This is a genomic window from Psychrobacter sp. 2Y5 (genome assembly GCF_051847375.1).
Classification (GTDB): domain Bacteria; phylum Pseudomonadota; class Gammaproteobacteria; order Pseudomonadales; family Moraxellaceae; genus Psychrobacter.
The window spans coordinates 36,734-53,617 of the sequence record NZ_JBPYDA010000010.1 but is presented as its reverse complement, the minus strand read 5'-3'; the positions used below and the strand labels follow the sequence as shown (position 1 = coordinate 53,617).

Here is a 16,884-nt window from a genome sequence, read left to right as displayed (position 1 = left end):
CTATTAAGATAGACTTAACCAGTTAATAATTTATCAAATTTCAGATAACAAAAAGCCAAGCCACCGCGCTATACAATGTAGGATAGCAAGATAACTTGGCTTTTTTATAATCTGCTGGTTCAACAGTAAATATCATTATTAATAGCAGCTATCATCATTATAGCTAGCTACTATATTTAATGTGTTTACTTATTAAACAATAGATTATGCGTCTTGAGCGACTTTGAACAACTGACGACCGCGATAGAACCCGTCTTTAGTCATATGATGACGACGATGTTTTTCACCAGTAGTAGCATCTACGCTAAGCTCAGCCACTTCCATACGGTGGTGTGAACGGCGCATGTCACGACGAGAACGGCTTTTACGACTTTTTTGAACAGCCATGATATAGCTCCTATACTTAAAAAAAGGTAAGCTTAAAATTCAGCTTTAATCGATACTGACTTAAGCTTATGATCTATCAAACATCAACCACGAAAACTTAACACAGTACTAAATTAATGAGTTTGCTATCTATATTACTTGCCGATTGAGTCTAACTAAACCTTAGATTACGATAGGGTTAGCGGCCAACAGCGACTTACTAGAATGCAATAAACGGGATATTATACGCGGGTTTGTCAAATTAATAAAGCCCTGTGACAAACTCTTCTATCCCTATGCCTAAAAAAGACTACAGCTTGCCTTTGAGCGCTGATAAAGCAGCAAAAGGGTTTTCGCTCTCTTCCTCTTCTGGAATTTCTCCAAACTGCTCAACACTCATTTCACAATCATCATGTTTTGGTGCTAAAGGCATCTTGAGCAGCAGCTCATCTTCAATAAGCTTCTTAAGCGGTAGTAGGCGCTCAGGGGTCTGGTTGTCAACTATTTCCTCAAGGAGCAAATAGTCTTGCTCTTCATCCATTGAGCTTGCCTGACTCTCATCATCTAACAGCGCAATATCATAATCATCGGTCAGAGCCGTAGCTACGGGCTGCAAACAGCGTTGGCAAGTCAGCCATACCTCGCCTTTTGTTTCAAAGGATAAATGTAAAACATTATTACGACGATATAGATGCGTGTGCAGTGGCAAATTAGCTTGTTGATGCTCATCCGTCAATGAGGTGGCTAAGCGCTCAAAGGAGGTAGGATCAACCTCACCTTGCCATTCAAAGCCAGTATCTTCCCATTTAGTTAAAGAAATATATTCAGGTATACGCACAAGAGATGGCGCTTGATTATCATTAGTAGCAGCCTTTGATACAGAGTTAGTTTGAGAAGGTGACATAAGCGGCCTCGCTGATCAAAATGGGGTATAATATTGCTTGCCATACTAACCGAAAGCGCGCTAGGACACTAGAGCTAGTATGTTACTGTTTTTGCAGCGTAAAAACTGCGATTCATTAGCCCTGACAGCTATTCTTTTGCCCGTTATGTTTAGTCTTTTAGCGCTAATTTTACGATTTATTTTTCTATATAATTATTTTTATGACATTGCAAATTCCTACAACTGATACTCAACCTGAATTTTCTACTCTGTTGACTGATGATGACGCAGATACACTATTAGCGGCGCTCAATGGCTTAGCTATAGATGAAGGTCGTTTGCCTAGCTTGAGTAACAACAGTCTTGAGACCAATCTCAATGGCTTTGACGCTAATCACCTAAAGCGACTGGAAGACGATGATAAAGCCACTACAGCTTTAATGCAGCTATTTAATCAGCTATTTATCGATCAGCAAGTACAACTGGTACGCGGTGGTCATGAGCCTGAATACTTTCCAGCGCATAACGGCGAGTTGGCTCGTATTGAATTCGCACATGGATTTTTTAATAGTGCTTTGCATGAGATCAGCCACTGGTGTATCGCAGGCAAGGCTCGTCGGCAACTTAGCGACTTTGGTTACTGGTACGCTGCAGACGGACGCAGTGAAGCTCAGCAGCACGCGTTTGAGCGCTTAGAGATCAAACCACAAGCTTTAGAGTGCTTATTTACCTTAGCCTGTCAGCGGCCTTTTCAAGTCTCCCAAGATAATCTATTCGCTGATTTTGATAGCAGTCACAGCACTTTTGCCAGTGACGTCTATCGGCAAGCGCAAAGCTATATTGCTCAGCCGCAAAGCTTACCTAGAGATGCTCAAACCTTACTAAAAACACTTTTGGGCCTATTTATGAATAAAGACAGTCATTTGACTTATTAATAACAATAGTCATTTAACGATTTACCATCATTTGTAACGTCTCGCTACTACTATCTAAAACCTTTTTGATTTTATACTGTGTATTGAATAACCATTTATTTAATGTAAATGAGAAAAACAATAAACGAGGAGCCATTATGCAAACGCTGTATGTTCATCCGGAAAATCCGCAACCTCGGCTTATTGAACAAGCCGCTGCTATGCTGCGTGATGATAAGCTCATCATCTATCCAACCGATACGAGCTATGCATTTGGCTGTCGTTTGGGAGCGAAAGACGCGCTAGAAAAACTGAAACATATACGCGCTCTTGACGATAAGCATCAATTCACTTTATTATGCCGTGACCTAAGCGAGATTGCCACTTACGCCACGGTTGATAATATCCAATTCAAACAGCTCAAGGCACACACCCCTGCTCCTATCACCTTCATTTTAAATGCCACCAAAGACGTTCCTAAGAAATTGGCACACGCGAAGAAAAAGACCATTGGTATTCGCGTACCGAGCAACCCTATCGCGCAAGCATTACTGGAAGCGATGGATGAGCCTATCTTGACTAGCTCACTTATTTTACCTGATCGTGATGACATCTTAGATGACCCTTTCGATATCGAAGAGCTGTTAGATAATCAAGTCGATGGCCTAATTAATGCCGGCATTAAAACCACAAAGCTGACCACTATCGTTGACATGACCAACAGTCAACCTGATATTATCAGACAAGGCGCGGCTGACGTGAGTGATTTGCTCCTTTAAATCATACAAGCTCAAAACGATTAAACACAAAAAAGCGCCAATCAATTGGCGCTTTTTTATATAACATTCAGATTGCTTATAGATTAGTCACGATCAACTAACTCTACATAAGCCATTGGCGCATTATCACCATCACGGTGACCGCATTTAACGATACGTAAATAACCACCTGGGCGCGCTTGATAACGAGGACCTAGCGTGCTAAATAGTTTACCTACCATAGCTTTGCTACGCATACGGCTAAATGCCAAACGGCGATTAGCAACGCTATCTTCTTTTGCTAAAGTGATTAATGGCTCGGCAACGCGGCGCAATTCTTTAGCTTTAGGTAAAGTTGTTTTGATCAGTTCATGCTCAAATAATGAGTTAGTCATGTTCTGGAACATTGCTTTACGATGACTGCCGGTACGACCCAGCTTGACTCCACTCTTACGATGGCGCATAGTCAAATATCCTTAATGTTTAACGGCTGCGATAAGAGAAGCGATCATCAACCCGCAGGTCAGCTGGTGGCCAGTTATCTAGGCGCATCCCAAGCTCTAAATCTTTAGACGCAAGAACGTCTTTGATTTCGGTTAATGACTTCTTACCAAGATTTGGGGTTTTTAGAAGTTCAGTCTCTGAACGTTGTACCAAATCACCGATATAGTAAATGTTTTCAGCTTTTAAGCAGTTGGCTGAGCGAACCGTTAGTTCAAGATCGTCCACAGGGCGTAATAGCACAGGATCGACCTCTTCTTTTTCTTTCACAGGCTCAGGCGCTTCTTCAGCTTCTAAATCAACAAAGATAGAAATCTGTTGTTGTAAAATAGTGGCCGCTTTACGAATTGCTTCTTCTGGATCTATAGTGCCATTAGTTTCAAGCTCAATGATGAGACGATCAAGGTCAGTACGCTGTTCAACACGAGCGTTCTCTACTTGATAGGCAACACGAAGCACAGGGCTAAAGCTTGCATCAAGCTTTAAGCGGCCAATTGCTTTGGTATCACCATCTTCACGGCGCTGATTTGCTGGCTCATATCCACGACCCATTACTACACGCAAACGCATCTTAAGATGACCGCGCTCACTCAATGTACCCAATACTAAGTCTGGGTTAATAATGTCTACATTGTGCGGCAAGTCAATATCTGCAGCAGTAATGGTGCCTGGACCTTGTTTATCCAAGGTCAAGAATACTTCATTTTGGTCATGAAGCGTCAATGCCAAGCCTTTTAAATTCAAAAGCAAGTCAAGCACGTCTTCCTGCAGACCCTCTAAAGTTGAGTATTCATGGTCAACACCATCAATCTCCGCTTCAATGACTGCAGCACCAGGTAATGAAGATAACAAGATGCGACGCAGGGCATTCCCTAAGGTATGACCAAAGCCGCGTTCTAACGGTTCGAGCGTGACTTTCGCAATCGTCTCGTTAACCGTATCCACGTTAATGGCATTCGGCGTTAGAAACTCAGTTGCATTTAGCATCATGATGTCACCTCGATTTGTTTATCTGGATTAATTAACGTTAATGGCTCAATGCTATAGACATAACATTGAGCAGTACGTTACTTACTTAGAGTATAGCTCAACGATCAAGCTTTCGTTAATTTCAGCAGGTAGATCAATACGATCTGGAGCATGCTTAAACGTGCCCTGTAGTTTGCTGTTATCAACATCAAGCCATTCTGGAATGCCACGTTGTGACGCTAGTTCAATAGCGTTTTTGATACGTAGCTGTTCGCGAGACTTCTCTTGAATAGCAATGACATCACCATCTTGCAACTGGATCGATGGAATGTTCACACGAACAAACTCATCACGACCAGCTCTTTTTACCATAACGGTGCGATGGCTGACTAGCTGACGTGCTTCAGCGCGAGTTGAGCCAAAGCCCATGCGGTATACCACGTTATCCAAACGACTCTCAAGCATAGCTAGTAGGTTTTCACCCGTAGCACCGCGCTTACGCGCCGCTTCTTTATAGTAGTTTGCAAACTGACGCTCTAGTACACCATAAATACGCTTAACTTTTTGTTTTTCGCGTAGCTGTAGAGAATACTCTGAGCTTTTGTTACGGCTAACGCCGTGCTGACCAGGTGGACGACCAGCTTTCTTTGTTTTAACATCATACGGCTTAACACCAGACTTAAGGCCTAAGTCAGTGCCTTCGCGACGTGATAATTTGAGTTTTGGTCCAATATAACGGGCCATTGTTCTGTCTCCTTTAAGCTCTTATTATTAAAAGCTTCGTCTCTAATATTAGACGCGGCGCTTTTTCGGCGCACGGCAACCATTGTGTGGGATTGGGGTTACATCAGAGATGCTGTTAATTTTATAACCCAATGCACCTAGTGCTCTTACCGCAGACTCACGACCCGGTCCTGGTCCTTTGACCAAAACATCGACATTCTTAACACCATATTCTTGCGCCGCTTTACCAGCAACTTCAGCTGCAACCTGAGCTGCAAATGGTGTAGATTTACGTGAACCACGGAAGCCTTGTCCACCTGAAGTGGCCCAAGCCAATGCATTACCTTGACGATCGGTAATCGTTACAATGGTGTTATTAAAAGACGCATGGATATGGGCAACGCCCTCCGATACTGAACGACGAGTCACCTTTTTGCGACTACGAGTGTCTTTAGCCATCTTTTAGCTTCCTAAGTTAATTATCTTTTGAGAGGGCGTGTCGGACCCTTACGAGTACGAGCGTTGTTTTTGGTATTTTGACCACGAACAGGTAAGTTACGACGATGACGGATGCCACGGTAACAACCTAGATCAACCAAACGCTTGATATTCATTGACACTTCACGACGAAGATCACCTTCAGTCATGTATTCTGCAACTTGTGCACGGATAGCATCTAACTGTGTATCATCTAACTGACTGACTTTAGTAGTAGGGGCAATGCCAACTGCTTCTAAGATTTTCTGAGCAGTGGTACGACCTACACCGAAGATGTAAGTTAGTGAAATAACAGCATGCTTATTATCCGGAATGTTTACGCCGGCAATACGAGCCATTGATTTCTCTCCATTAAAGAAAAATATGCATTATTTATCATAAATAGCGCATTTTTTCAGATTTGTTGCTGTTAATACCGAACTGCTATTTTTTCTGCTTTAAAACTTTTATTGGCATTAACAAACAATAAAAATAGCATTAAAGCAAAAGCAATAAAAGTTTCTGGTATGAACTACGGCAAGTGGCGGATGATATCGCATCCGCCACTTTTTTTCAAGTATTAATTTAATAAATTGCTTAGGCTTAGAGCCATGACAAGTTATCAATTAACCTTGGCGTTGCTTGTGGCGCGGTTCTGCTGTGCATATAACATGTACACGACCTTTACGGCGTACAATTTTGCAGCTACCACAAATCTTTTTTACTGAGGCTTGAACTTTCATGGAATGCTCCTTGAATAACCACCGCACTCTTCTATGACTGAGTGGGCGATTGAATTAACGTCTGATCATGGTATTGATGGGTCATCAAATGCGCTTGAATTTGCGAAATGAAGTCCATTACCACAACCACCATAATCAGTAGCGACGTACCACCAAGTTGGAACGGCACACCAAATGAGGATTGAACGACCATCGGCATCAAACAAATAACCGTCATGTACATCGCGCCTATGAAGGTCAGTCGATTTAAGACATGGTCAAGATAACGCTGAGTTTGTTGTCCGGGGCGGATACCTGGAATATACGCACCACTACGTTTAAGGTTTTCAGCAACCTCGCGTGGACTAAAAACCAATGCCGTATAAAAATAGCAGAAGAAGATAATCATCGCGCCGAACAGAACTAAATAAAGCGGCTGTCCAGGAGACAACACTAACGCTATATTTTGTAATATCTTTTGGGTAAAAGTAGGATCAGCAGATTGACCAACCCATTGTCCTAAACTCGCTGGAAACAATAATAAGGAGCTGGCAAAAATAGCAGGAATAACCCCTGCCATATTTAATTTCAGCGGCAAATGCGACTGCTGCTGAGCATAAATTTTGCGACCTTGTTGCTGCTTTTGCGCATAGTTTACGGGGACACGGCGCTGAGCACGTTCGATATAAACGATACCCGCGGTCACCGCGATGCCTAATACCACAAAGATAAAAAGTACAATCAAGTTCATCTGCCCTTGATTGACCTGTTCGATAGATTGAGAAATCATCCCTGGCGTACCGGCGACAATGCTTGCAAAAATCAGCATCGAGATACCGTTACCTACGCCGCGCTCTGTAATCTGCTCACCAAGCCACATTAAGAACATAGCGCCTGCAACCAGTGAGGTCACAGCAGGAATATAAAAAGTCAAACCGCTAGATAAAGTCAGATTCTGACTGATTAAACCGGCACACATCCCTAATGACTGCACTAGCGCTAAAGCAAGCGTCCCTTGACGGGTATACTTGTTCAGCGTGCGTCGACCTGCCTCCCCCTCTTTTTTGAGGGCTTCAAGCGAAGGTACAACTGCGGACATCATCTGTACAATAATTGACGCTGAAATGTACGGCATGATACCTAGTGCCATAATCGACATACGTTCAAGCGCTCCACCTGAGAACATATTGAACATGCTCAAAATAGTGTTTTCATTACGCGAGAACAGATCTGCCAAATTAACCGGGTTAATACCCGGTACCGGAATGTGCGACCCTAAACGATAAACAATCAATGCGCCGATCAAAAATAACAAACGCGTCCAAAGCTCATCATACTTACGTATAAAAGCAAAAGGATTGAGCGGAATACCACTTGAGGTCATTGATTGTTTTGACACGTTACTACTCCTCGATGCTACCACCAGCAGCTTCGATTGCTTGCTTAGCGCCTTTCGTTACTTTGATACCTTTAAAGGTATAAGCTTTAGTAACTTCACCTGACAGCATAACACGGGCACGTTTCATGTCGTGACGGATAAGATTAGCTGCTTTTAGAGTTTCTAAGCTAACCACATCGCCTTCAACTTTATTCAGCTCAGACAAACGTACCTCAGCGGTAGTCATTGCCATTTTACTGGTAAAGCCAAATTTAGGTAGACGGCGATATAAAGGCATTTGGCCACCTTCAAATCCTGAACGAATGCTAGAACCTGAACGTGATTTTTGACCTTTAACACCGCGGCCACCTGTCTTACCAAGACCTGAACCGATACCACGACCACGACGCTGGGCGGTTTTTTTCGCGCCAACACCTGGTGATAATTCGTTTAATCTAAGTCCCATTACGCTTCCTCCACTTTTACCATGTAGTTGACGCGATTGACCATACCACGGGTTGAAGGAGTATCTTCAACTTCTACAGTATGATTAATACGGCGTAAACCCAATCCTTTCAAGCTCGCTTTGTGGCTCTTGAGGCGATGGGCACCTGATTTAAATTGAGTGACTTTCATTTTTTTCATCGTAACTCACCTAGTCTAAGTTAACCCAAGATTTCGTCTACAGATTTACCACGTTTCGCTGCCATCTTTTCTGGAGTTGACATATCACGTAAACCGTTAAATGTCGCGCGAACGACGTTAGCGGTATTGGTAGAACCATAACATTTAGTCAAAACATCTTTGACACCAGCAACTTCTAATACCGCACGCATTGCGCCACCAGCGATAACGCCAGTACCTTCAGATGCAGGCTGCATAAAGACTTTACTCGCACCATGACGTGCTTTGATCGGATGATATAAGGTAGCTTCGTTTAGCTCAACCGTAATCATATTGCGTTTTGCTGCTTCTAAAGCTTTTTGAATAGCAGCAGGCACTTCGCGGGCTTTACCACGACCGAAACCAACGCGACCATTACCATCACCCACTACTGTCAAAGCAGTGAAAGAGAAGATACGACCACCTTTAACCACTTTTGCAACGCGATCAACGGTAACTAGGCGTTCTACTAAACCATCGCTTTGTTCATTTTTATCATTTCTATCGTTTCTAGCCATGATTAAAACTCCAATCCATTTTCGCGAGCAGCTTCAGCTAAAGCTTTTACTCGACCATGATATTTAAAACCACTACGGTCAAAGGCAACTTTAGTAATGCCAGCTGCTTTTGCGCGTTCTGCGATCATTTGTCCTACAGACGTCGCTGCATCAGCGTTACCAGTCGCGCCTGAGCGCAAGCTGCTGTCTAAGGTAGATGCCTGAGCGATCACTTCACCACCGTTTGGAGAGATAATCTGGGCATAGATGTGCTTTGGCGTGCGGTTTACCGTTAGACGATTAACGCCTAAATGACGGATATGTGCACGGGTTTTCTTAGCTCGACGCAGACGAGCTGCTTTTTTATCAAACATGTCCTCTCACCTTATTTTTTCTTGGCTTCTTTGCGAATCACCTTCTCGTCACTATAACGAATACCTTTACCTTTGTAAGGCTCTGGTGGACGGAAACCACGGATATTAGCCGCTGCTTGACCAAGCTGCTGTTTATTGTTTGATTTCAAAACAATCTCAGTTTGCGTTGGTGTTTCAGCTGACACGCTTTCAGGCAATGTATATTCTACTGGATGCGAATAACCTACGTTTAAGGTTACTTTATCGCCAGCAGCTTGTGCGCGATAACCAACACCGATGAGTTGAAGGCGTTTTTCGAAGCCTTCACTAACGCCAGTAACATGATTGTTAAGCAAGGCGCGAACGGTGCCAGTGTGCATCATGGCTTCTTTTGAGTCGACTGTAGGTGAGAGAATGATAGCATCATCTTCCTGTTTCAGCTCGACCAATTCATGCAGGTGTAAAGACAAAGTACCATTCTTGCCTTTCACTTCGACCTGCCGATCGTTCAAAGTAACACTTACGCCGTTTGGCAGTGTCACTGGGGCTTTAGCCACACGAGACATAGGAATATTCCTTAAAAAAATTAAAACATCTGTTAGCTGACTACCATCAAAACATAAATTAAATTCAGTTAGGATAATAGCGAAAAAACTAACAGGCTAAAAAGCGTGTTAGTTTATCATAATTGATCTTAATTAACACCTATCAATTTATAATTAGTAAGTGCTGATGTGATATCAGGCTTACAGCTATTCAAAAAATAGTCTGTAAGCTTAATAAGATACAAATAGACTTTATCGTTTTATTGCTTAGCAAAAATGCTGATTAAGCAACAAAGGCAACGATTTCACCACCGATACCAGCAGCGCGCGCAGCACGATCACTCATGATACCTTGACTGGTTGAAACGATAGCCACACCCATACCTTGCTTAACAGTAGGGATGTTATCTTTGCCGCGATGCTGGCGTAGACCAGGACGGCTATAACGTTGAATCGTTTCGATGACAGCTTTGCCCTCGAAGTATTTTAATTCAATAGTTAATGTCGCTTTATTGTTCGCTTCTTCGCTAACTTCAGCGCTGGCTACATAACCTTCACTAACCAAAAGATCAGCGATAGATTTACGTAGTTTTGAGCTTGGCATAGCTACGGACACTTTATTAGCCATTTGTGCGTTACGAATACGGGTTAGCATATCCCCAACAGTATCTTGCATACTCATGTGATTACTCCTTACCAGCTTGCTTTACGAACACCAGGCACATCGCCTTGCATGACACGCTCACGCAGAATATTGCGTGATAAGCCAAACTTACGGAAATAGCCATGAGGACGACCAGTGATAGCACAACGATTACGTAAACGTACTGGCGATGAGTTGCGTGGCAGAGCTTGTAGCTCTAACATCGCATCCATACGCTCTTCATCACTTGCGTTCATGTCACTGATAGTTTCTTTTAGCTTCACACGCTTTTCAGCGTATTTAGCAACCATTTTTTCGCGCTTTAATTCGCGATTGATCATGCTCTTCTTTGCCATAACGTCTTTACCTTATTTAAATGGGAAGCCGAATGCTTTGAGTAACGCACGACCTTCTTCATCAGAGCTTGCTGACGTAGTAATTGTCACATCCATACCACGGATACGATCAATCTTATCAAAATCTACTTCTGGGAATACGATTTGCTCTTTGATACCCAATGAGTAGTTACCACGTCCGTCAAAAGCCTTAGGTGAAAAACCACGGAAGTCACGAATACGAGGAATCGCAATAGCAATGAGACGATCTAAAAATTCGTACATTTGCTCACCGCGAAGCGTTACTTTACAGCCGATTGGCCACTCTTCACGAATTTTGAAACCAGCAACTGATTTGCGTGCTTTGGTAACCACAGGCTTTTGACCAGCAATAGCGGTCATATCTGCTACGGCACCTTCAAGTAATTTCTTATCTTGTGATGCGCCGCCGACACCCATGTTCAATGTGATTTTAGTGATTTTAGGCACTTGCATCACATTTTCTACACCGATTTCTTTTTGAATCTGTTGCTTAAGTTCATTGTTATATAAAGCTTTTAATCTTGCCATTACTATTACACCCTTAGTGTCTTACGCAGTCGCCACTACTTCACCGTTTGAGCGATAAACGCGTTGTTTAACGCCTTCATCATTCGTCTGATAAGTAATACGGTCTGCTTTTTGGGTTTGCGCATTTAAAATTGCGACATTTGAAATATGCAAAAAGGCTTCTTGCTTAACGATACCACCTTCAACACCAGTCGCCTGATTTGGCTTTTGATGTTTGGTGACGATGTTAATGCCTTCAACTTTGATGCGATCGTTTTTAACAGCTTGTACAGTACCTTGCTTGCCTTTGTCTTTACCAGCAATCACGATAACTGTATCGCCTTTACGTAATTTAGCCATGGGTTACCTCACAATACTTCTGGTGCTAGGGATACAATTTTCATAAACTGATCACCACGTAGTTCACGAGTTACCGGTCCAAAAATACGAGTTGCAATAGGTGCTTTATTTTGATTGAGCAATACCGCAGCATTGTCATCAAAACGAATCACTGAACCATCAGGGCGACGAACGCCTTTTTTGGTACGTACAACTACCGCATTCATCACGTCGCCTTTTTTAACACGACCACGAGGAATAGCTTCTTTAACCGTTATCTTAATGATATCGCCGACAGATGCATAACGACGATGAGAACCACCCAGTACTTTAATGCACTGAACTCTTCTTGCACCGCTATTGTCTGCAACTTCCAGCATAGATTCGACCTGAATCATAGCGTTACTCCACACGTATGAGCAATAAAAGCCAGTTGCTGCCGCTAGCACAGTATGAGTAAGCGGCAGGTTTACACTAGTAGCCGCATTTTACTCATAGGTGTGTGATAAACGCTCGGCGCAATCAGCATCCCTAAAAAGGCGGATATTTTAACAGCTTCTGACTTTCAATGCAATTTACTTAAATTTTTTCTACAGTTTCAACCACGTCAACTAAAGTCCAAGACTTCGTTTTTGAGATTGGACGCGTTTCTTTGATGCGGACAAGGTCGCCTTGTTGGCAGACATTGTTCTCATCGTGGGCTTTGATTTTAGTAGAACGACGAAGCTGCTTGCCATACAAAGGATGACGAACCAGACGCTCAATCAAAACCGTGATGGACTTATCCATCTTGTTGCTGACAACACGACCAGTTAGGACGCTAGCATTGGTAGTTGCTTGATTGTTATCGCTCATGAGTCGCCTCGTTGTTTCTCGTTGATCAAAGTCTGAAGCTGAGCAATCGTACGACGATTGCCTCTGACTTCATGGGTATTCCCCAACTGACCGGTTGCTTTAGCCATACGAATACGGAAAGCATCAAGTTGCTTTTCATCAAGTAACTGGGTCAGTTCTTCTAATGATTTATCACGTAATTCACTGATCTTCATTACATTATCGTCCGCTTAACAATGGTAGTTTTAAAGGGCAGTTTTGCTGCTGCAAGCGTTAAGGCATCGCGAGCAAGCTCTTCTGAAACCCCTTCGATTTCATATAGCACTTTACCAGGTTTGATTTCGCAGACCCAATACTCGACAGGACCTTTACCTTTACCCATACGTACTTCTAGAGGCTTATTAGTAATTGGCTTGTCTGGGAAGACACGAATCCAAATCTTACCACCACGCTTAATTTTACGGGTGATGGTACGACGTGCTGCTTCAATTTGACGGGCAGTCATACGACCACGAGTCAAAGATTTTAGACCAATTTGTCCAAATGCAACGGTGCTTCCACGATGAGCGAGCCCTGTGTTACGACCTTTGTGCATTTTACGAAACTTGGTACGTTTTGGCTGTAACATAGTTTAACCTCTGTCTGAGTTTCGACGGTTTCCGTTTCCGCGACCACGGCGTTTTGGCGCACGAGTCTGCTCTTCTTTGACCGGATTATAAACACTGTTCATACCGTCAAGGATTTCACCGCGGAAGATCCAAACTTTTACACCGATAGTGCCGTAAGTGGTTTCCGCACGTACTGATGCGTAATCAATGTCAGCACGTAGTGTATGCAAGGGCACACGACCTTCACGGTACCATTCAGTACGAGCAATCTCAGCGCCGCCTAAACGACCAGAGAGCTCAACTTTGATACCTTTAGCACCAGAACGCATGCTGTTTTGTACCGCGCGCTTCATCGCACGGCGGAACATCACACGGCGCTCAAGCTGGCTACCAATACCATCAGCAACTAGACGTGCATCAAGATCAGGCGAGGTGATTTCTTCAATGTTGACCTGAGCAGGTACGCCCATAATTTTGGTCAATTCTTTTTGAAGTCTTTCGATATCTTCGCCTTTCTTACCGATAACGATACCAGGACGCGCAGTGGCGATGGTGATCTTAGCGGCGCCAGTAGGACGCTCGATCGTGATGTTGCTGATCATGGCGTTATCTAGCTTTTTACGTAGATATTCACGAACTTGAATGTCGTTGATGAGGTATTCTGAGTATTGCTTTGGATCAGCATACCAGTTTGCATTATGCTTTTTGACAACACCAAGACGAATTCCGATTGGATGTACTTTCTGACCCATAGCTTATTCTCCTACCTTTATAGTAATGTGACAGGTACGCTTACTGATACGATCAGCGCGACCCTTAGCACGTGGTAGGATACGCTTTAGCGTAATGCCTTCATCAACATAGATGGTCGCGACTTTTAGGTCGTCGATATCTAAGCCGTGATTATGTTCGGCATTGGCGATGGCTGAGTTAAGGCATTTCTTAACGAACACAGCGCCTTTTTTATTGCTATACGTTAGGATATCCAAAGCACGCTCAATCGGCTTGCCACGAACTTCATCAGCAACGAGTCTAACTTTTTGTGCCGAGATGGCGGCACCGCGTAATTTTGCAGTTACTTCCATGGTAAGCACCTTATCTTTTTGCTTTTCTGTCAATGCCATGACCACGATATGTACGAGTCGGGGCAAATTCACCTAGTTTATGACCAACCATCTGCTCGCTTATGATAACCGGTACGTGAGTACGGCCATTATGAACAGATAACGTTAAGCCAACCATTTGGGGCAGAATCATCGAGCGACGCGACCATGTTTTAATGGGCTTGCGTGAGTTGGTGTCAATTGCAGTCTCAACTTTGGCAAACAAATGCGCATCAATGAATGGACCTTTTTTCAATGAACGAGGCATGAAATTCTTCCTTATTTCTTCTTGGCGCGGCGGCGACGGATGATCATATTGTCAGTACGCTTATTATGACGCGTTTTAAGTCCTTTAGACTTCTGACCCCAAGGGCTAGTTGGATGGCGACCTTTAACACGACCTTCACCACCACCATGTGGGTGGTCAACCGGGTTCATAGCGACACCGCGGACAGAAGGACGAACACCACGCCAACGTGAGGCACCGGCTTTACCAAGTGACTTCAAGTTGTTTTCAGTGTTTGATACTTCACCGATAACCGCACGGCACTCAACGTGTACACGGCGAGTCTCGCCTGAACGTAAACGTAGAATGGCGTAAATACCATCACGACCTAGTAACTGAACGCTTGCACCCGCTGAACGAGCCATCTGTGCGCCTTTACCGATTTTAAGTTCGATATTATGGATCACAGTACCCAAAGGGATGTTTTTAAGCGGCATACAGTTACCTGGACGAATCGGAGCAGTATCGCCCGATAGTACAGAATCACCAACTTTTTGCTTCTTAGCAGCAATGATATAACGGCGCTCGCCATCAGCGTACTTAAGTAGAGCAATATGAGCAGTACGGTTAGGATCGTATTCGATACGCTCAACTGTCGCTGGGATATTGTCTTTAGTACGTTTGAAGTCAATAATACGATAATGATGCTTGTGACCGCCGCCAATGTGACGAGTGGTTATGCGACCATTGTTATTACGACCACCTGACTTACCTTTTGATTCGACAAGTGCTGCATAAGGACGACCTTTATAAAGGTGTGGATGCACCACTTTTTCAACAAAACGACGGCCTGGTGATGTTGGCTTTGCTTTTACGATAGGCATGAGTGTAATCCTTATTCGTTGTTCGCTGTTTCACTAGTAGAATCAGTCGTATTTGCGACCTCTTCACCAGCATCAGCCATTTGTACATCTTGACCAGCTTTTAAGGTAACATAGGCTTTTTTGAAGTCATTACGACGGCCGATGCTTCTACCAAAACGCTTTGTCTTACCTTTAACATTCAAAGTGTTCACTTTAGTGACTTCAACACCTTCAAACATCAACTCAACTGCTTTTTTGATTTCAAGCTTAGTGGCATTAGAATCAACTTTGAATACTTGCACACCAAATGAATCACCAAGCATTTGAGATTTTTCTGAGAATACAGGTCCTCTTAAGACCTGATAAAGTCTTGCGTTATTCATGCTAGTGCTTCCTCAAATTGTTTCGCAGCTTCAACTGACATGATGACTTTGTCAAAGGCGATCAGGCTCACCGGATCCACTTCAGATGTACCTAGTACATTGACGTGTGGAATGTTGCGAGCGGCTAAATATAAATTCTCGTCAACTTCTTTAGTGACGATTAATGCACGAGGTGCATCTAATTCATTTAGCTTTGCGATCAGCTCTTTGGTCTTAGGTGCAGAAACACTTATTTCTTCAACCAAAATCAAACGCTCTTGGCGAATGAGTTCAGCTAGGATGCACTGCATAGCACCGCGGTACATTTTGCGGTTAACTTTTTGTGACCAGTCTTGTGGTTTCGCGGCAAATGCACGACCACCAGAACGCCAGATTGGGCTACGAATAGAGCCTGCACGAGCGCGACCAGTACCTTTTTGGCGCCATGGCTTGATGCCACCGCCAGAAACTTCGGCACGGGTTTTTTGCGCACGTGTACCTTGGCGAGCACCAGCTAAATAAGCGGTGACGACTTGATGCACTAATGCTTCGTTGAATTCACGACCAAAAGCCGTATCAGAAAGCTCAACCGCCGCACCTGTAACTGTTTTTAAATCCACGTTAATCCCCTTGCTTAGGCTTTGACTGACGGACGTACGATGACGTCGCCACCGGTGGCACCAGGGATGGCACCCTTGATGACAAGTAACCCTTTTTCAGCATCAACTGAGACCACTTCTAGGCCCTGTACGGTGACGCGTTTGTTACCCATCTGACCTGGCATCTTTTTGCCTTTGAATACTTTACCTGGTGACTGGTTTTGACCAGTTGAACCAAGGGCACGATGAGAGACTGAGTTACCATGAGTGGCGTCTTGCATGCTAAAGTTGTGACGCTTTACGCCGCCTTGAAAGCCTTTACCTTTACTCTGTCCTGTGACATCAACAATCTGACCTTGTTCGAACAAGTCAGCTAGGATCTCACCACCAATCTCACGGCCTTCAAGGTCGCTATCATTGGTACGAAATTCCCAAACACCGCGGCCCGCTTTAACGCCAGCTTTTGCGAAGTGACCTTTTTGAGCTGCAGTTACGCGGCTGTCACGACGAGTGCCTGTGGTGATTTGGATGGCTTGATAACCATCTACGTCATTACTTTTTACTTGAGTAATGCGGTTTGCATCGACCTCAATCACAGTAACAGGGATAGAAACACCTGCTTCTGTGAAGATTCGGGTCATGCCGCATTTTTTACCGACTAAACCGATCGCCAT

At 43.7% G+C, this 16,884-nt stretch carries 31 protein-coding genes; 2 read left to right on the top strand and 29 right to left on the bottom strand.

All coding sequences use genetic code 11. The annotated features are described in order from the left end of the window. Nucleotides 1-204: 204 nt before the first annotated feature. Nucleotides 205-387: a 50S ribosomal protein L32 gene (gene rpmF, locus ACS8E3_RS10825; protein WP_025644354.1), complete on the bottom strand. Its 183-nt coding sequence runs from the start codon at nt 385-387 to the stop codon at nt 205-207. Nucleotides 388-676: 289 nt separating this feature from the next. Then, nucleotides 677-1,270, bottom strand: a complete 594-nt coding sequence (locus ACS8E3_RS10820; protein ID WP_439244103.1) for a YceD family protein — start codon at nt 1,268-1,270, stop codon at nt 677-679. A 200-nt stretch (nt 1,271-1,470) separates the two neighbouring features. On the opposite strand from ACS8E3_RS10820, the gene ACS8E3_RS10815 reads away from it, so the two are divergent. Together ACS8E3_RS10815 and ACS8E3_RS10810 are read left to right on the top strand one after the other, a co-directional pair. Beyond that, entirely contained in the window at nt 1,471-2,184 is a 714-nt protein-coding gene (locus tag ACS8E3_RS10815; RefSeq protein ID WP_439244102.1) for an elongation factor P hydroxylase, read from the top strand. Between the two features lie 137 nt (nt 2,185-2,321). Beyond that, a complete protein-coding gene (locus tag ACS8E3_RS10810; protein ID WP_439244101.1) occupies nt 2,322-2,942 on the top strand; it encodes an L-threonylcarbamoyladenylate synthase in 621 nt (206 codons plus the stop codon). Between the two features lie 83 nt (nt 2,943-3,025). On the opposite strand, the gene rplQ is transcribed toward ACS8E3_RS10810, so the two are convergent. The 27 genes from rplQ to rplC form a co-directional block, all read right to left on the bottom strand. Beyond that, complete coding sequence (gene rplQ, locus ACS8E3_RS10805) at nt 3,026-3,385, bottom strand: 50S ribosomal protein L17 (RefSeq protein WP_439244100.1); 360 nt, start codon at nt 3,383-3,385, stop codon at nt 3,026-3,028. A gap of 19 nt (nt 3,386-3,404) precedes the next feature. Continuing rightward, nucleotides 3,405-4,412: a DNA-directed RNA polymerase subunit alpha gene (locus ACS8E3_RS10800; RefSeq protein ID WP_439244099.1), complete on the bottom strand. Its 1,008-nt coding sequence runs from the start codon at nt 4,410-4,412 to the stop codon at nt 3,405-3,407. 81 nt (nt 4,413-4,493) lie between these two features. Further along, a complete protein-coding gene (gene rpsD / locus ACS8E3_RS10795; RefSeq protein WP_439244097.1) occupies nt 4,494-5,135 on the bottom strand; it encodes a 30S ribosomal protein S4 in 642 nt (213 codons plus the stop codon). Nucleotides 5,136-5,183: 48 nt separating this feature from the next. Next, nucleotides 5,184-5,573: a 30S ribosomal protein S11 gene (gene rpsK / locus ACS8E3_RS10790; protein WP_025644368.1), complete on the bottom strand. Its 390-nt coding sequence runs from the start codon at nt 5,571-5,573 to the stop codon at nt 5,184-5,186. Nucleotides 5,574-5,593: 20 nt separating this feature from the next. Continuing rightward, entirely contained in the window at nt 5,594-5,950 is a 357-nt protein-coding gene (gene rpsM / locus ACS8E3_RS10785; RefSeq protein ID WP_149490921.1) for a 30S ribosomal protein S13, read from the bottom strand. Nucleotides 5,951-6,217: 267 nt separating this feature from the next. Continuing rightward, complete coding sequence (gene rpmJ / locus ACS8E3_RS10780; protein WP_025644371.1) at nt 6,218-6,334, bottom strand: 50S ribosomal protein L36; 117 nt, start codon at nt 6,332-6,334, stop codon at nt 6,218-6,220. 31 nt (nt 6,335-6,365) lie between these two features. Beyond that, nucleotides 6,366-7,697, bottom strand: coding sequence for a preprotein translocase subunit SecY (gene secY, locus ACS8E3_RS10775; protein WP_439244170.1), 1,332 nt, complete (start codon nt 7,695-7,697; stop codon nt 6,366-6,368). Between the two features lie 19 nt (nt 7,698-7,716). Next, nucleotides 7,717-8,157: a 50S ribosomal protein L15 gene (rplO, locus tag ACS8E3_RS10770; protein WP_439244095.1), complete on the bottom strand. Its 441-nt coding sequence runs from the start codon at nt 8,155-8,157 to the stop codon at nt 7,717-7,719. Then, the gene (gene rpmD, locus ACS8E3_RS10765; protein ID WP_010196714.1) at nt 8,157-8,336 is read right to left on the bottom strand and encodes a 50S ribosomal protein L30; all 180 of its coding nucleotides are present in this window, start codon (nt 8,334-8,336) and stop codon (nt 8,157-8,159) included. Before rpmD ends, rplO begins: the two co-directional genes overlap by 1 nt. 20 nt (nt 8,337-8,356) lie before the next feature. Further along, nucleotides 8,357-8,872, bottom strand: a complete 516-nt coding sequence (gene rpsE / locus ACS8E3_RS10760) for a 30S ribosomal protein S5 (RefSeq protein WP_439244093.1) — start codon at nt 8,870-8,872, stop codon at nt 8,357-8,359. 2 nt (nt 8,873-8,874) lie between these two features. Beyond that, a complete protein-coding gene (rplR, locus tag ACS8E3_RS10755; RefSeq protein ID WP_025644381.1) occupies nt 8,875-9,225 on the bottom strand; it encodes a 50S ribosomal protein L18 in 351 nt (116 codons plus the stop codon). Nucleotides 9,226-9,236: 11 nt separating this feature from the next. Beyond that, nucleotides 9,237-9,770 (bottom strand): 50S ribosomal protein L6, encoded by a 534-nt coding sequence (gene rplF, locus ACS8E3_RS10750; RefSeq protein ID WP_439244092.1) that lies wholly within the window; start codon nt 9,768-9,770, stop codon nt 9,237-9,239. A 262-nt stretch (nt 9,771-10,032) separates the two neighbouring features. Further along, nucleotides 10,033-10,431 carry a 30S ribosomal protein S8 gene (gene rpsH, locus ACS8E3_RS10745; protein ID WP_025644385.1) on the bottom strand — a complete coding sequence of 133 codons (399 nt, stop codon included), beginning with the start codon at nt 10,429-10,431 and terminating at the stop codon, nt 10,033-10,035. A gap of 11 nt (nt 10,432-10,442) precedes the next feature. Further along, nucleotides 10,443-10,748, bottom strand: a complete 306-nt coding sequence (gene rpsN / locus ACS8E3_RS10740) for a 30S ribosomal protein S14 (RefSeq protein WP_439244090.1) — start codon at nt 10,746-10,748, stop codon at nt 10,443-10,445. A 12-nt stretch (nt 10,749-10,760) separates the two neighbouring features. Continuing rightward, complete coding sequence (gene rplE, locus ACS8E3_RS10735; protein ID WP_439244089.1) at nt 10,761-11,297, bottom strand: 50S ribosomal protein L5; 537 nt, start codon at nt 11,295-11,297, stop codon at nt 10,761-10,763. A gap of 21 nt (nt 11,298-11,318) precedes the next feature. Next, nucleotides 11,319-11,636 (bottom strand): 50S ribosomal protein L24, encoded by a 318-nt coding sequence (rplX, locus tag ACS8E3_RS10730; protein WP_317200609.1) that lies wholly within the window; start codon nt 11,634-11,636, stop codon nt 11,319-11,321. An 8-nt stretch (nt 11,637-11,644) separates the two neighbouring features. Further along, complete coding sequence (gene rplN, locus ACS8E3_RS10725; RefSeq protein WP_317200662.1) at nt 11,645-12,013, bottom strand: 50S ribosomal protein L14; 369 nt, start codon at nt 12,011-12,013, stop codon at nt 11,645-11,647. Between the two features lie 181 nt (nt 12,014-12,194). Continuing rightward, nucleotides 12,195-12,470 (bottom strand): 30S ribosomal protein S17, encoded by a 276-nt coding sequence (gene rpsQ, locus ACS8E3_RS10720; RefSeq protein ID WP_025644394.1) that lies wholly within the window; start codon nt 12,468-12,470, stop codon nt 12,195-12,197. Further along, the gene (gene rpmC / locus ACS8E3_RS10715) at nt 12,467-12,664 is read right to left on the bottom strand and encodes a 50S ribosomal protein L29 (protein WP_110923946.1); all 198 of its coding nucleotides are present in this window, start codon (nt 12,662-12,664) and stop codon (nt 12,467-12,469) included. Before rpmC ends, rpsQ begins: the two co-directional genes overlap by 4 nt. Next, a complete protein-coding gene (gene rplP, locus ACS8E3_RS10710) occupies nt 12,664-13,077 on the bottom strand; it encodes a 50S ribosomal protein L16 (RefSeq protein WP_025644399.1) in 414 nt (137 codons plus the stop codon). Before rplP ends, rpmC begins: the two co-directional genes overlap by 1 nt. Before the next feature lie 3 nt (nt 13,078-13,080). After that, entirely contained in the window at nt 13,081-13,809 is a 729-nt protein-coding gene (rpsC, locus tag ACS8E3_RS10705) for a 30S ribosomal protein S3 (protein WP_439244087.1), read from the bottom strand. 3 nt (nt 13,810-13,812) lie between these two features. Continuing rightward, nucleotides 13,813-14,142, bottom strand: a complete 330-nt coding sequence (rplV, locus tag ACS8E3_RS10700; RefSeq protein WP_025644408.1) for a 50S ribosomal protein L22 — start codon at nt 14,140-14,142, stop codon at nt 13,813-13,815. Between the two features lie 10 nt (nt 14,143-14,152). Continuing rightward, nucleotides 14,153-14,428 (bottom strand): 30S ribosomal protein S19, encoded by a 276-nt coding sequence (gene rpsS, locus ACS8E3_RS10695; protein WP_439244085.1) that lies wholly within the window; start codon nt 14,426-14,428, stop codon nt 14,153-14,155. Nucleotides 14,429-14,439: 11 nt separating this feature from the next. Next, nucleotides 14,440-15,270: a 50S ribosomal protein L2 gene (rplB, locus tag ACS8E3_RS10690; RefSeq protein WP_439244084.1), complete on the bottom strand. Its 831-nt coding sequence runs from the start codon at nt 15,268-15,270 to the stop codon at nt 14,440-14,442. 11 nt (nt 15,271-15,281) lie between these two features. Further along, entirely contained in the window at nt 15,282-15,632 is a 351-nt protein-coding gene (gene rplW / locus ACS8E3_RS10685) for a 50S ribosomal protein L23 (RefSeq protein ID WP_025644414.1), read from the bottom strand. Beyond that, nucleotides 15,629-16,231 carry a 50S ribosomal protein L4 gene (gene rplD, locus ACS8E3_RS10680; RefSeq protein ID WP_025644417.1) on the bottom strand — a complete coding sequence of 201 codons (603 nt, stop codon included), beginning with the start codon at nt 16,229-16,231 and terminating at the stop codon, nt 15,629-15,631. The genes rplW and rplD overlap by 4 nt, the downstream gene beginning before the upstream one ends. 14 nt (nt 16,232-16,245) lie before the next feature. Next, nucleotides 16,246-16,884 (bottom strand): 50S ribosomal protein L3, encoded by a 639-nt coding sequence (gene rplC, locus ACS8E3_RS10675; protein WP_025644419.1) that lies wholly within the window; start codon nt 16,882-16,884, stop codon nt 16,246-16,248.

What these genes read in the sequence shown, in the direction of transcription:
- rpmF (WP_025644354.1), bottom strand. Translation starts at nt 387, where the DNA reads ATGGCTGTTCAAAAAAGTCGTAAAAGCCGTTCTCGTCGTGACATGCGC.
- ACS8E3_RS10820 (WP_439244103.1), bottom strand. Translation starts at nt 1,270, where the DNA reads ATGTCACCTTCTCAAACTAACTCTGTATCAAAGGCTGCTACTAATGAT.
- ACS8E3_RS10815 (WP_439244102.1), top strand. Translation starts at nt 1,471, where the DNA reads ATGACATTGCAAATTCCTACAACTGATACTCAACCTGAATTTTCTACT.
- ACS8E3_RS10810 (WP_439244101.1), top strand. Translation starts at nt 2,322, where the DNA reads ATGCAAACGCTGTATGTTCATCCGGAAAATCCGCAACCTCGGCTTATT.
- rplQ (WP_439244100.1), bottom strand. Translation starts at nt 3,385, where the DNA reads ATGCGCCATCGTAAGAGTGGAGTCAAGCTGGGTCGTACCGGCAGTCAT.
- ACS8E3_RS10800 (WP_439244099.1), bottom strand. Translation starts at nt 4,412, where the DNA reads ATGATGCTAAATGCAACTGAGTTTCTAACGCCGAATGCCATTAACGTG.
- rpsD (WP_439244097.1), bottom strand. Translation starts at nt 5,135, where the DNA reads ATGGCCCGTTATATTGGACCAAAACTCAAATTATCACGTCGCGAAGGC.
- rpsK (WP_025644368.1), bottom strand. Translation starts at nt 5,573, where the DNA reads ATGGCTAAAGACACTCGTAGTCGCAAAAAGGTGACTCGTCGTTCAGTA.
- rpsM (WP_149490921.1), bottom strand. Translation starts at nt 5,950, where the DNA reads ATGGCTCGTATTGCCGGCGTAAACATTCCGGATAATAAGCATGCTGTT.
- rpmJ (WP_025644371.1), bottom strand. Translation starts at nt 6,334, where the DNA reads ATGAAAGTTCAAGCCTCAGTAAAAAAGATTTGTGGTAGCTGCAAAATT.
- secY (WP_439244170.1), bottom strand. Translation starts at nt 7,697, where the DNA reads ATGACCTCAAGTGGTATTCCGCTCAATCCTTTTGCTTTTATACGTAAG.
- rplO (WP_439244095.1), bottom strand. Translation starts at nt 8,157, where the DNA reads ATGGGACTTAGATTAAACGAATTATCACCAGGTGTTGGCGCGAAAAAA.
- rpmD (WP_010196714.1), bottom strand. Translation starts at nt 8,336, where the DNA reads ATGAAAAAAATGAAAGTCACTCAATTTAAATCAGGTGCCCATCGCCTC.
- rpsE (WP_439244093.1), bottom strand. Translation starts at nt 8,872, where the DNA reads ATGGCTAGAAACGATAGAAATGATAAAAATGAACAAAGCGATGGTTTA.
- rplR (WP_025644381.1), bottom strand. Translation starts at nt 9,225, where the DNA reads ATGTTTGATAAAAAAGCAGCTCGTCTGCGTCGAGCTAAGAAAACCCGT.
- rplF (WP_439244092.1), bottom strand. Translation starts at nt 9,770, where the DNA reads ATGTCTCGTGTGGCTAAAGCCCCAGTGACACTGCCAAACGGCGTAAGT.
- rpsH (WP_025644385.1), bottom strand. Translation starts at nt 10,431, where the DNA reads ATGAGTATGCAAGATACTGTTGGGGATATGCTAACCCGTATTCGTAAC.
- rpsN (WP_439244090.1), bottom strand. Translation starts at nt 10,748, where the DNA reads ATGGCAAAGAAGAGCATGATCAATCGCGAATTAAAGCGCGAAAAAATG.
- rplE (WP_439244089.1), bottom strand. Translation starts at nt 11,297, where the DNA reads ATGGCAAGATTAAAAGCTTTATATAACAATGAACTTAAGCAACAGATT.
- rplX (WP_317200609.1), bottom strand. Translation starts at nt 11,636, where the DNA reads ATGGCTAAATTACGTAAAGGCGATACAGTTATCGTGATTGCTGGTAAA.
- rplN (WP_317200662.1), bottom strand. Translation starts at nt 12,013, where the DNA reads ATGATTCAGGTCGAATCTATGCTGGAAGTTGCAGACAATAGCGGTGCA.
- rpsQ (WP_025644394.1), bottom strand. Translation starts at nt 12,470, where the DNA reads ATGAGCGATAACAATCAAGCAACTACCAATGCTAGCGTCCTAACTGGT.
- rpmC (WP_110923946.1), bottom strand. Translation starts at nt 12,664, where the DNA reads ATGAAGATCAGTGAATTACGTGATAAATCATTAGAAGAACTGACCCAG.
- rplP (WP_025644399.1), bottom strand. Translation starts at nt 13,077, where the DNA reads ATGTTACAGCCAAAACGTACCAAGTTTCGTAAAATGCACAAAGGTCGT.
- rpsC (WP_439244087.1), bottom strand. Translation starts at nt 13,809, where the DNA reads ATGGGTCAGAAAGTACATCCAATCGGAATTCGTCTTGGTGTTGTCAAA.
- rplV (WP_025644408.1), bottom strand. Translation starts at nt 14,142, where the DNA reads ATGGAAGTAACTGCAAAATTACGCGGTGCCGCCATCTCGGCACAAAAA.
- rpsS (WP_439244085.1), bottom strand. Translation starts at nt 14,428, where the DNA reads ATGCCTCGTTCATTGAAAAAAGGTCCATTCATTGATGCGCATTTGTTT.
- rplB (WP_439244084.1), bottom strand. Translation starts at nt 15,270, where the DNA reads ATGCCTATCGTAAAAGCAAAGCCAACATCACCAGGCCGTCGTTTTGTT.
- rplW (WP_025644414.1), bottom strand. Translation starts at nt 15,632, where the DNA reads ATGAATAACGCAAGACTTTATCAGGTCTTAAGAGGACCTGTATTCTCA.
- rplC (WP_025644419.1), bottom strand. Translation starts at nt 16,884, where the DNA reads ATGGCGATCGGTTTAGTCGGTAAAAAATGCGGCATGACCCGAATCTTC.